This window comes from Chryseobacterium arthrosphaerae, from assembly GCF_001684965.1.
GTDB lineage: Bacteria > Bacteroidota > Bacteroidia > Flavobacteriales > Weeksellaceae > Chryseobacterium > Chryseobacterium arthrosphaerae.
In genome coordinates this window covers 374,628-387,218 of the sequence record NZ_MAYG01000012.1, presented here as the reverse complement: position 1 = coordinate 387,218, position 12,591 = coordinate 374,628, and the positions used below count along the sequence as shown (strand labels likewise).

General features: G+C 39.0%; 12 protein-coding genes. 5 read left to right on the top strand and 7 right to left on the bottom strand.

The window, feature by feature from the left end; all coding sequences use genetic code 11:
- Nucleotides 1-76 precede the first annotated feature (76 nt).
- The 5 genes from rodA to BBI00_RS17155 are packed head-to-tail and all read right to left on the bottom strand — an operon-like array spanning nt 77 to nt 5,749.
- Entirely contained in the window at nt 77-1,306 is a 1,230-nt protein-coding gene (gene rodA, locus BBI00_RS17175) for a rod shape-determining protein RodA (protein WP_065400085.1), read from the bottom strand.
- Nucleotides 1,303-3,345, bottom strand: coding sequence for a peptidoglycan D,D-transpeptidase FtsI family protein (locus tag BBI00_RS17170; protein ID WP_065400084.1), 2,043 nt, complete (start codon nt 3,343-3,345; stop codon nt 1,303-1,305). Before BBI00_RS17170 ends, rodA begins: the two co-directional genes overlap by 4 nt.
- Nucleotides 3,342-3,848 (bottom strand): rod shape-determining protein MreD, encoded by a 507-nt coding sequence (locus BBI00_RS17165; RefSeq protein WP_065400083.1) that lies wholly within the window; start codon nt 3,846-3,848, stop codon nt 3,342-3,344. Before BBI00_RS17165 ends, BBI00_RS17170 begins: the two co-directional genes overlap by 4 nt.
- Nucleotides 3,841-4,695, bottom strand: a complete 855-nt coding sequence (gene mreC / locus BBI00_RS17160; RefSeq protein ID WP_065400082.1) for a rod shape-determining protein MreC — start codon at nt 4,693-4,695, stop codon at nt 3,841-3,843. The genes BBI00_RS17165 and mreC overlap by 8 nt, the downstream gene beginning before the upstream one ends.
- A 28-nt stretch (nt 4,696-4,723) precedes the next feature.
- Nucleotides 4,724-5,749: a rod shape-determining protein gene (locus tag BBI00_RS17155; protein WP_002982450.1), complete on the bottom strand. Its 1,026-nt coding sequence runs from the start codon at nt 5,747-5,749 to the stop codon at nt 4,724-4,726.
- Between the two features lie 409 nt (nt 5,750-6,158).
- Between BBI00_RS17155 and hemA the strand changes: the two genes are divergently transcribed.
- The 5 genes from hemA to BBI00_RS17130 all read left to right on the top strand — a co-directional run bounded on the left by hemA (nt 6,159) and on the right by BBI00_RS17130 (nt 10,412).
- Complete coding sequence (gene hemA, locus BBI00_RS17150; RefSeq protein ID WP_065400081.1) at nt 6,159-7,433, top strand: glutamyl-tRNA reductase; 1,275 nt, start codon at nt 6,159-6,161, stop codon at nt 7,431-7,433.
- Entirely contained in the window at nt 7,420-8,328 is a 909-nt protein-coding gene (hemC, locus tag BBI00_RS17145) for a hydroxymethylbilane synthase (RefSeq protein ID WP_065400080.1), read from the top strand. The genes hemA and hemC overlap by 14 nt, the downstream gene beginning before the upstream one ends.
- A 67-nt stretch (nt 8,329-8,395) precedes the next feature.
- Nucleotides 8,396-9,079 (top strand): uroporphyrinogen-III synthase, encoded by a 684-nt coding sequence (locus tag BBI00_RS17140; protein ID WP_065400079.1) that lies wholly within the window; start codon nt 8,396-8,398, stop codon nt 9,077-9,079.
- Between the two features lie 44 nt (nt 9,080-9,123).
- Nucleotides 9,124-10,155, top strand: a complete 1,032-nt coding sequence (gene hemE / locus BBI00_RS17135) for a uroporphyrinogen decarboxylase (protein ID WP_065400078.1) — start codon at nt 9,124-9,126, stop codon at nt 10,153-10,155.
- 134 nt (nt 10,156-10,289) lie between these two features.
- Nucleotides 10,290-10,412, top strand: coding sequence for a GNAT family acetyltransferase (locus tag BBI00_RS17130; RefSeq protein WP_065400077.1), 123 nt, complete (start codon nt 10,290-10,292; stop codon nt 10,410-10,412).
- Between the two features lie 57 nt (nt 10,413-10,469).
- On the opposite strand, the gene BBI00_RS17125 is transcribed toward BBI00_RS17130, so the two are convergent.
- The gene (locus BBI00_RS17125; protein WP_065400076.1) at nt 10,470-11,690 is read right to left on the bottom strand and encodes an aminotransferase class V-fold PLP-dependent enzyme; all 1,221 of its coding nucleotides are present in this window, start codon (nt 11,688-11,690) and stop codon (nt 10,470-10,472) included.
- A 216-nt stretch (nt 11,691-11,906) separates the two neighbouring features.
- A complete protein-coding gene (locus tag BBI00_RS17120; protein WP_062698284.1) occupies nt 11,907-12,560 on the bottom strand; it encodes a 50S ribosomal protein L25/general stress protein Ctc in 654 nt (217 codons plus the stop codon).
- Nucleotides 12,561-12,591: the final 31 nt, after the last annotated feature.

The following is a 12,591-nucleotide window of genomic DNA, read 5'->3' as shown; positions in this document are numbered from 1 at the left end:
CAACGCAATAATTTCTTCCGACAATTACGCAGTTTTGGGCAGGTTAATATCCTTTAGCTTTTACCAAAGAAATTGATTACACCAGACTATTCTTATCCGAATAATTAAGCTTAAAGAAAATAAAGGTCATCATAGAGAAAGCTAATAAGGAACTACCTCCGTAACTGAAATACGGCAAAGGAATCCCTACCGTAGGGAAAAGCCCCATAACCATCCCTAAATTGATCGAAAAGTGCATCAGCAGAATCGATGCAAAGCAATATCCGAATACACGGTTAAAAGTAGATTTCTGCCCCTCAGCCAGATAGTAGATTCTTCCTATATACACCATGTAACAAAGAATAAGCGCTGCACTGCCTACAAATCCCCATTCTTCACCTACTGTACAGAAAATATAATCGGTTTCCTGCTCCGGAACGAATTTCCCCTGGGTAACCGATCCTTCACGATAACCCTTACCCGTAAGACCGCCGGAACCAATCGCTGTTTTAGAATATAATAAGTTATAACCCGATGTATCCCTGAACGCTTTCTCTCCTTTGTAAAGAACCTCGATTCTTTCTCTCTGGTGCTTGGGAAGTTTTTCCAGAATGTAAGGTGAACCAAATGCCAGCCCGCACAATAAGAGAACTGATCCGGCAATTCCGGAAATGGTAATGATATCCCAGGACATTCTGTGATAATTCATAGCAATCAGAACACCGGCAATCAATAAAACCGCCACCGCAACATATACAGGTGGTATAGCCAATGCAATAAGGAAAACAGCCGCAAAAATAAATCCTATTCCAAACAGAAGGCCGCTTAAGCCTTCCCTGTACAGGGCAATAAAGAATGCAATAAATACCAGCATAGATCCTACATCCGGAATCATAAGAACAACTGCAGCCGGAATTCCGATAATAGCAAGTGCTGTAAGCAGGGATTTTCTGTTTTTAAGATTAAAATCCGGGCTTGATACATAATTTGCAAGCATCAATGCGGTTCCTATCTTGGCAAATTCAACGGGCTGCATGGTAAAGCTTCCGAACTTATACCAGTTCTTCTGACCCAGAATCTCTTTACCAAACGGAAATAGTCCTATCAGCAAAAGAACTCCGCCTATATAAATAATGCCAGCCATATTCTCAAAGAACTTACTTCTTCCAACAAATATGATCAGCCCCACAAATAGTGAAATACAAAAGAAAATCAATTGCTTTTCTCCTAATTTCTGGTCAACACTGTAAATATTTGCAATGGCAAAAATGCAAAGCAGGAAATACAGCCCAAGGCCCAATTTATCTATTCCTTCAGTCCATTTCATTCTTTTGCCGGTTTTTTAGCAGTGCTATTATTTTTTGTTTCTTCTTCTATTCTTTTTTTCAGTTTGGCCTTCTGCTGTTTTACAAACTCAAGGCTGTCCTGCATTCTTTTACGTTTAATTGAATCCATTTTAGGATCAACATAAAGACCTTTACGTTTCAGATCCGCCACCCATTGCCTTTTATACTCAGGCATAAAACTCGCTGAGGTCATTTTCTTGTAAAGATTTTCTCTCTTAAGGTCTCCGGTGATAAATTTTTCAGCAATTACCGTACATGCCGGCCCTGCCCATGTAGCACCAAATCCTGCATGTTCCATTACTGCAGCAACAACAATTTTAGGTTTGTCTGCAGGAGCGATCAATACAAAAATTGAGTTATCCTTTCCCTGTGGAACCTGCGCAGTACCTGTTTTTGCCAGCTGAGTGAAATCATTCGATTTTAAGCTTCTCGCCGTTCCTCTTAAAACCACGGCTTCCATTCCTTTCAATACCGGCTCAAAATGTTTGGCATCTACAAGGGTTTTATGTTTTACTTTAAATCTTGGGTCCGGATTGGCTTTCCCATCAATCGCCTTAACGATATGAGGTGTATAATACCAGCCTTTGTTGGCAATTGCCGCTACGAAATTGGCCATCTGTAAAGGAGTAAGCATTACATCTCCCTGCCCCATTCCGTTGAAAACAGCTCCTGTAGCCAAAGGATCCCAGTTTTTATAATCTTTTGTTGATCCGCTTGCCTTAAGAATAGATTTCATTCTTTTCTCGTAGAACTCTCCACTCGGAATTCTTCCTTTTGCTCCTGATGCCAGGTCATTATTTAAGAATTCTCCGACCCCGAAACTGTTCATGATTTTTTTCCATTCATCAACCCCTTTTGAAGGGTTACCGGGATATTTATTCATGATCGCCAGGTAAGCATGCGAAAAGTAACAGTTACTGGAAACCTGGATTGAAGGGATCAGAGGATCAGCTCCGCCATGTCCTTTAATTCTTAAACCTCTATAATAGAATCCGCCTCCACATGGGAAAATCGTTTTTTCATCCATTACTCCCATCTGCATTCCCGCAAGGGCCGTCAGCAGTTTAAATGTAGATCCTGGAGGATACGCAGCCTGAACCGACCTGTCAAACATAGGTTTGTTCTCGTAAACCGTATCTTTATTTAAAGCATAAATATTCTTGGATTTGTAAGGTCCGGTAAACAGGTTCGGATCCACATCAGGACCAGTAGCCAGTGTTAAAATCTCACCGTTATTCGGGTCGATGGCAACAATGGCACCATGCTTATTCACCAGCATCTCTTCAGCCATTCTCTGAAGATCGTAATCAATGGTAAGAGTGACATCTTTTCCGGTAATGACATCTTTGTCAAGAGTACCGTTTTTATAGGAACCAATATTACGGAGTCTGATATCTTTTTGAATATATTTCACTCCTTTTACCCCACGAAGCTCCTTCTCATAAGACTTTTCAACCCCTTTTTTCCCGATAAAGTCGCCGGGAAGGTAATAAGTAGAATCTTTTTTAATTTCAGGATCATTCACCTCACTGGTATATCCTAAGAGGTTACCGGAAGTGGACACTTCATACTGACGCTGTGGACGCTGTACAATATTAAAAGCAGGATATTTGAAAATGATTTCCTGGACCCTTGCTATATCTTCCCTGCTGAGGTCTTTCAGGAAGGTCATCGGAGTCAGCTTGGAGTAATATTTCTCTTTTTTGATAACATTGATCCTGTTGATGAAATCATTTTTAGAAATCTTCATCAGGCTGCAGAATCCAAGGGTATCAAAATCAGGTTTCATCAAAGCCTGTGTAAAAGAAACTTCATAGGCCGGCTGGTTTCCCACCATGATCTTCCCGTTCCTGTCGAAAATAACGCCACGCTGCGGGATGATATATTCGGTTTTAATGGAAGTATTCGCCGCATTCAATGCGTAACGGTCTGTAAACAATTGCAAATACGCAAGCCTCGCCACAAAAATAAGGGCGATAGCAACGAGGATGGAAAAAATTTTAAAATAACGTGTGTTCAAACTTTTTGTTTGATTTTAAATATTAATGCGTAAATAACTATAAATATAAATGAAATTACACTGGTCACCAACACATTAAATAATATTTCAAAAAATCTGCTGAGCTTAAAGAACTCAATATATTGTACCAGAAGCTGATGCAGAAAAATACTTGAAAATAAAAACAGCAAAAACTGCGCCCATTGAAGGGACTGAAATGAAAAAAAGTCTGTAGACGTATCTGTAGAAGTCCTGAAAATCAATGTTCTGAAATAAGCAATCAAAGTAGTTGCAAATGCATTGATACCCCATGAATAATGGAATCCGTCAATAGAAAGACCTATCAGGAAACTTAGGGCCAGGAATTGAAATTTATTTCTGAAAAAGGGATAGAACATGACGAATACAGGATATAATACCGGTGTATATTTCCCGAAAACAGTAATCCTGTCCAGTACAACAATTTGTAATGCGACAAGGAAGATCATAATCAATATGTCGGTAAATAAAGTCCTGCTAATCATTTTCTTTTTTTATTACAGCCTGCATAGTATCCTGAATCTTCTGCACTTCTGCCTTTTTAAGATTCTTTACTACGTATACTTTATTCAACGATCCCATTTTTTCGCTCAGCTCAACCGAGATGTCCCAGAATCCGGTTTTATTGTCTACGGAATATCCGGCAATGGTCCCGATTGTAACACCTTTCGGGAAAATAGCTGATTTTCCGTCTGTAACTACGGTATCTCCGATCTTTAATGCTACATATTTCGGGATATCTGCAAGGTGCATCACCCTGGAGTTATCTCCGTTCCATGTTAAAGTTCCAAAATATCCTGAATTTTTAAGTGCGGCATTAATTCTGATCTTGCTTACACTCAGCACCGACTGAACCAATGCATAGCTATCTGTAGAATTGATTACGATTCCTGCGATTCCTTTAGGCGCCATCACACCCATTTGAGGAAAAACCCCGTCTCTGCGGCCACGGTTGATCGTAAAATAATTATTTCTTCTGTTGATGCTGTTAAAAACAATTTCTCCGTCTACAAAAGTATAGATCTGACCGCCACCAATAGTATCATGAACTCTTTTGAACACCGGAACTTTTGCCCCGTCTTTTCCATAGAGTTCCGCCATAAGGGCTTTATTCTGCACTACAAGATCTTCATTGATCTGCTTGAGCTTCAGGTAAGAAACTCCTTCATCAATATATCCGGAAACCCAGGAATTTACGGCAGCCGTCTGGCCCGCTATCCAGGATCTCTGCATGGCATTTCTGGAGAATATGAGAACCAGAGCAACAATTTGCAGGAATATAAAGAAGACGAAAAGAGTATTCTTCGAAAATAATCTCAGCAAAAATCCCATTCAGATATATCGTCGTAAAAGGTTAAAATTATTTAATTAAGAAATTGAATTTATCCATATTCTTAAGTGCAATCCCTGTTCCGCGAACAACAGCTCTCAACGGATCTTCCGCTACAAATACAGGAAGACCTGTTTTTTTGTGGATTCTGTCTGCAAGACCTCTTAATAAAGCACCACCTCCGGCAAGATAAATACCTGTTTTGTAAATATCCGCTGCAAGTTCCGGTGGAGTAAGAGAAAGGGTTTCCATTACCGCATCTTCAATTCTGATGATTGATTTGTCCAGGGCACGGGCAATCTCTTTATATCCCACCATAATTTCTTTAGGCTTCCCAGTGATAAGATCTCTACCCTGTACCGGGATGTCTTCGATGTCTACATCAAGATCTTCAACTGCAGAACCTACTTCAATTTTGATTCTCTCAGCAGTTCTTTCTCCGATATAAAGGTTATGGTGTGTTCTTAAGTAATAAGCAATATCATTGGTAAATACGTCTCCGGCAATCTTTACAGATTTATCACATACGATACCTCCTAAGGCCACTACAGCTATTTCCGTAGTACCACCACCTATATCGATGATCATGTTCCCTTCAGGTTTTTGTACGTCGATCCCCACCCCTATAGCAGCAGCCATTGGTTCGTAGATCAATCTTACTTCTTTTGCATTGACTTTCTGAGCAGAGTCTCTTACCGCTCTTTTTTCAACTTCAGTAATACCAGAAGGAATACAGATTACGATTCGTAATGCAGGTTGTATGAATTTACCTTTAATACCAGGAATTTTCTTGATAAATTCCTTGATCATATGTTCAGAAGCGTGGAAATCAGCGATAACCCCATCTTTCAGAGGACGGATCGTTTTGATATCCTCGTGAGTTTTACCTTGCATATGCTTAGCCTGCTCACCGACAGCAATCGGTTTACCCGACGAACGTTCAATTGCAACAATTGAAGGTTGATCTATAACAATTTTATTATTATGGATGATTAGGGTATTAGCAGTTCCAAGGTCTATCGCAATTTCTTGCGTAAACATATCAAATAAACTCATATTTTTCTTCTGATTTTAAGTTTACAAAGATATAAATTTAACACTACTAAAGAAATTTCCCACCAACATTATTTGGTTAAAATTTTATTAAAATTTATAATTCTTTATTAACTTTCTGTTTAGACATTTACAGAGTTTGATTTCAACTAAAATTCATGGCGTGTTAAAATAGGGAATAAGACCTGTGGGGAGGGCACGAAAAGACAAAACAAAATACTGTCACAACCCAAATCACGAATCATTTTAACATCCGTTTTAAAAAATTTAAAAAAGAAAACAGCGGCAAACCTTTACCCACAGGACAGTTCACCTCTATACTTCCCCTATCAGGCTATAGTTTTTTACGATAATTATCATATACACTATCAGAGGGTAATTAATTAAAAAAAACGTAAATTTGCCACTGCTTATGTTACAGTATTCCAACATCCATCAAACATCCAATTTTGCCGTGCTTTCAATAAGCTACGAGAAGGCTGATGTAGAAACGAGAGGAAAATTTGCATTCTTTGATGAAAACATCAAAAACTTTGTTTCCCGGGTCCATCAGGAGGATCTTGGGGATGCATTTGTGGTCTCCACATGTAACAGGACCGAGATCTACACCACTTCACCCAATTATCTATTAGTAGCTGAAGAATACTGCAAAACCATCGGAGTCAACATTACAGATTTTCTCCAGTTTGCCAATATTCTTACCAAAGAAGAAGCATTGATCCATCTTTTCAGAGTGGCTGCCGGGCTTGAAAGTCAGATTATCGGGGATTTTGAAATCATCGGGCAGATCAAAAAAGCATACAGCCGTTTTAAAAAAGAACGACAAAACTCCAATCCTTATCTGGAAAGGGCCATCAATGCAGCCATCCAGATTTCGAAACGCATAAAAAATGAAACGGGAATTTCCAACGGAGCAGCTTCTGTTTCTTATGCAGCCGTTCATTATATCTTAAACAGCCAGAAAAAAATTACCGAAAAGAATATTCTTCTATTAGGGGTGGGTGAAATCGGGCAGAATACGGTTGAGAATCTTGTAAAGCATGTTTATCAGCCCAAAATAAAAATTGCCAACAGAACCCAGGAGAAAGCTGAAAAAATTTCCCAGAAATATAATATTCCTCACGTTGATTATTCTGATTTTGACAAGGAATTAAAAAATACAGATATTCTTATTGTAGCAACGGGAGCCAAACATCCTATCATCAATCAGTCTCATTTCCCGAACGGAAAAGAAACACTGGTGATCGATCTTTCTATTCCGCACAACGTTGAAAAGAACGTTACCGAAAATGAAAACGTAACACTGATTGACGTTGATGAGCTTTCAAAACAGATCCAGGAAACCATCCAGCAAAGGGAAAAAGAGATCCCGAAAGCTGAAAAGATCATCAAGGAACTCATGAAAGACTTTATTGAGTGGGAGAAAAAAAGAAAGCTGGCACCCAATATCCATCATTTCAAAGCGGTTTTAAAGAATATGGAACGCAACGAAATGCACAATTTTTATAAAAAGAATAAATACATAAACATCACGGATATGGAACTTTCTGATAAAATGATCCAGAAAATCACCAACCGTTTTGCAAAATATATCATCGATAATCCTTTAAAAGCCGAAGAAATTAGTAAATTAATGCACGAAATATTAGTTGAACAACCAAACAACGAATTCAATGAAAAGCATTAGAATCGGAACAAGAAATTCCGCACTTGCTCTTTGGCAGGCTAGAGAGGTTGCGAGGCACCTTCAGAACAATAATTATTTAACGGAAATTGTTCCTATCGTTTCTTCAGGCGATAAGAACCTTAATCAACCCTTATATTCCCTGGGAATCACCGGAGTCTTTACAAGAGACCTCGATATTGCCCTGCTGAATGATGAGATTGACATTGCCGTACATTCTTTAAAAGATGTGCCTACTCAATTACCTCAGAATATTGAGATGATCGCATATCTTGAAAGAGATTATCCACAGGACATCCTGATCAGAAAGGAATCTGCAAGAAATAAAGAATTCCACGAACTTAAGCTGGCGACAAGCAGCCTGAGAAGAAGAGCATTCTGGCTGAGAAATTATCCTACCACCGATTTTTCAGACATCCGTGGAAACATACAAACCAGGCTTCAGAAGCTGGAAGACGGAGATTTTGATGCCACGATCCTGTCTCTTGCAGGAATCAAAAGAATGAAAATGGAAATCGATTACGAGATGCTTCCATTGATGATTTCGGCGCCATCCCAAGGGGTTATTTCTGTGGCCGGACATACTGACAAGCCTGAGATCAACGAAATTGTAAGCAGGATCAATCACCAGCCTACCCAGATCTGCGTAGAGATCGAAAGAAACTTTTTAAGCACTTTAGAAGGAGGCTGTACTGCGCCAATTGGTGCTTTTGCAGAAATCATCGGTGATCAGATCCGCTTCAAAGCAGCCCTTTGCTCTTTAGATGGCAAAAACTGTATTGCTGTTGATGAAAACTTCGTGTATAATTCAACAGAAAATTTTGGAGAAAAGTTTGCTAAAGTTGTTCTTGAAAACGGTGGAAAAGAATTGATGGCAGAAATCAAAAGCCAGATCTAAGAGATTACCAATCAATTTCAGATCAAATTCTTTTTAACCTTCTTTTTTCATTTGCTAATCTACAGACATGAAAATCTTATTTACCAAAAATATAGACCACAATATAATATCCAAAGAATTAGGAGAGGATATTGGGGTTGACTGTATTGAGGTAATCAAGACGAAACCGATTATGATCAGTCCGTTTGAACTGAAAAATTATTCTTTGATTTTTACCAGCGTCAATGGGGTGACTTCATTTTTCAAAAACAGATTTAAGCCCAATGAAGATTTTACGGCCAAGAATTACAATAAAATTTACTGCGTTGGGGAAAAGACCAAAAGGGCACTGAGAAAACACGGTTTCGGAACTTTTAAGGTTTTAAAAAACGCTGAAACCCTTTCCAGGTTTATTATCGGGAACTGCCAGCACGAACAGTTTCTTCACTTTTGCGGAAATCTTGCAATTAATGTTCTGGATAAAGATCTCCCTTTGCAAAACATCAGCTATAAAAAAATCACAATATATAATACGGAGGAAATCAATCCATTAATTCCTGAAAAATATCATGCTGCAGTATTTTTTAGTCCGAGCGGAGTTCGTAGTTTTGCAAGGCGAAATTCCCTTAATGGTATGAAACTTTTTTCAATCGGGGAAACGACTTCAGGTGAGCTGAGAAATTATACTCAGGAAAAAATTTTCACTTCCGAAGAAAATACACTAACCTCCATCTTTGAGCTGATCAGAAAGGAGTTTGGAAATAGAATTTAGAATATTGCCGTACCTGAACGGTATTATATGAGTTTAAATAGATTATGATTAAAAACGACCTATATTTAAAAGCACTTCGCGGAGAAACCGTTGAAAGACCTCCTGTCTGGATGATGAGGCAGGCTGGAAGATATCTGCCGGAATTCATTGCCCTGAGAGACCAATATGACTTCTTTACAAGATGTCAGACTCCTGAACTGGCTGCTGAAATTACAATGCAGCCTATCCGCAGATTTCCGTTGGATGCAGCGATTCTTTTTTCGGATATCCTGGTAGTTCCGCAGGCTATGGGAATTGATTTCAAAATGAAAGAATCTGTTGGCCCGTGGTTGGATACCCCGATCAGAACAATGGAACAGGTTCAGAATATTGAAACTCCGGATGTGAATGATACTTTAGGTTATGTTTTTGATGCTATTGAGCTGACTCTTCAGAAGCTTGACAATGATATTCCGCTGATCGGTTTTGCCGGTTCTCCATGGACTATTCTTTGTTACTGTGTGGAAGGAAAAGGAAGCAAAGCATTTGATATTGCCAAGTCTTTCTGTTTCCAGCAGCCTGAGGCCGCTCATCTGTTGCTTCAGAAGATTACAGATACTACCATTGCCTATTTAAAGAGAAAGGTTGAAAAAGGAGTTTCTGCGGTACAGATCTTTGATTCGTGGGGAGGAATGCTTTCTCCTACAGATTACCAGGAGTTCTCATGGCAGTATATCAACCAGATCGTTGAAGCATTGAGCCCGCTTACCCATGTAGTGGTATTCGGAAAAGGATGCTGGTTTGCATTGGAAGATATGACCATGTCTAAAGCATCTGCTCTTGGTGTTGACTGGACGATCAAGCCGGAATTCGCAAGAACGCTGACGAACCATACCATGACCCTGCAGGGAAACTTTGATCCCGCAAGGCTTCACTCCACACCGGAGACGATTAAGAAAATGGTGAATGAAATGATCAACCGTTTCGGAAAAGACAGATATATTGCCAACCTCGGACACGGGATTCTTCCTAACGTTCCTGTAGAGAATGCTGAAGCATTCATCAGAGCAGTGGTTGACTGGAAGCCGAATCTTTAATACTCCATTAAGGTTTTACAACATACAAAGTCCTGTCATTGACTGACAGGACTTTTTCTATATCTATCTGAGAATGAATTCTTTTTCAATATTATCGTATATTTGATTTACAAACACTTTAAAACTATTTTAATATGAAAAAGATGACCAAAGACAAAATGAAAAAAATTATGGCAGGAGGAGAAATCTGCCTTGCATGTGCAGACGGATATCATCAGGTGATCAGGAACGGACGCTGTACCTGTGAACCCGATTAATAAAAAAAGCAGCCTGATAAGCTGCTTTTAATTTATATTTAAATAAATCATTCCCGATTAACCCAGCATTCTCTGTGCTTTTTTCACTCCTTCTACCAAACGGTCAATTTCTTCAAAAGTATTGTAAACAGCAAAGCTTGCCCTTACTGTACCTGCAATATTAAAGAAACTCATGATCGGCTGCGTACAGTGATGTCCTGTTCTTACAGCAATTCCCATTTTATCCAGGATCATTCCAACGTCTGAAGCAATTCCTACTCCTTCCAGGTTAAATGAAACAACTCCTGTTCTTTTTGCTTTTTCACCATATACTTTCAGACCTTCAATTTCTAAAAGCTGTCTTTGAGCGTATTCCAATAAAGCATTTTCATGGTTCTGAATATTTTCATGCCCTACCCTGTTCATAAAATCAACAGCAGCACCTAAGGCGATATTTCCTCCTACATTAGGCGTTCCCGCTTCATATTTAAACGGAAGGCCTGCATAGGTAGTCCCTTCAAAAGAACATGTAGCAATCATCTCCCCTCCTCCGTGAAACGGCGGCAAAGCTTCCAGTATTTCACATTTTCCGTATAAGATCCCCGTTCCCATCGGAGCATACATTTTATGGCCTGAGAATACAAAGAAATCGCAGTCCATTTTCTGAACATCAATATCGAAATGAGGAGCAGACTGCGCCCCGTCAATCACAATATAAGCATCAGAATTCTTTCTGGTTTTGGCAATGATTTCCTCAATAGGATTTACAATTCCCAATGCATTGGAAACCTGGTTCACAGAAACCACTTTTGTTTTTTCACTTAAATACTGATCAAGATAATCCAGCTGAAGCACCCCGTTTTCATCAATAGGGATCACACGGAGCCTGGCTCCGGTTCTTTCACACAGCATCTGCCATGGAACGATATTGGAATGGTGCTCAAGATATGAAATAATAATCTCATCATCTTTCTGCAGCTTTTGTGTTAAAATATAAGCAATAAGGTTTATCCCTTCTGTGGTTCCTTTGGTAAAAATAACTTCAAAATCGTGTTCTGCATTGATGAATTTCTGAATCTTTCTTCTCGAAAGTTCCATCTCTTCAGTGGCCAACTGGCTTAAGGTATGAATTCCTCTGTGAACATTGGCGTTAAGCTCTGTATAATATGCGTGACAGACTTCCAAAACCGAATTTGGCTTTTGCGATGTGGCGGCATTGTCCAGATAAACCAAGGGTTTACCATTCACTTCTCTGTCCAATATAGAAAACTGGCTTCTTATTTCCTGAATGTCAAACATTTATTTATTTTTTAAATTTAGATGTCCTTATTTAGAACTCTTCAAATTTACGGCTTTTTTTTCGAAAGGAAGCACCGCAGGAAGTACGGATCTATGCCAGACGATAGAAATATTCAATGACGGATGATGAAAAAGCTGATGAGAGACTGAATAAAATGCAATAAAAAAGACCCGCCAATTACTTGACAGGTCTTGTATTGTTGCAATAAGCAATTCTTATTCTGCAGATTTTTCTTCTGTTGTTGGAACATCAGGAGATTGAGTTGCAACTTCTTCTGCTTCTTCTTCATCCTCATCATCCATTGCTGCAGCACCACCTTTCATTGCATTTCTAGACATCTTAACAGCAACTACTACTGCATTGTCAGGGTGCATGAAAGAATATCCTTCTGTTTTGATTCCTCCTACATAAAGTTTGTTACCGATTCTTAATGGAGTAACATCAACAACGATCTCATCCGGTAAGTTAGCAGGAATAGCTTTTACTTTCAATTTTCTGAAAGACTGACGTAAAACACCACCAGCTACAACACCTTTTGAACGTCCTGTAATTCTTACCGGAACCTCCATGATCACTGGCTTATCGTCAGATAACTGGTAGAAGTCAACGTGAAGAATTTTGTCTGTAATTGGGTGGAACTGAATATCCTGAAGAACAGCTGGAATTGTTTTTCCGTCAACCTCAATAGATACCGTGTGTGCTTCAGGAGTGTAAACTAGTCCTTTGAAAGCTCTCTCTTCAGCAGAGAAGTTTAAAGGTGCTTCACCTCCATAAACAACACAAGGAACTAATTCAGCATCACGTAAAGCTTTTGTAGACTTTTTGCCCACGCTTTCTCTTTTTGTACCTTGAATTGTAATAGATTTCATTTTATAAAAATTTAAAAAATTGTTCTTAATT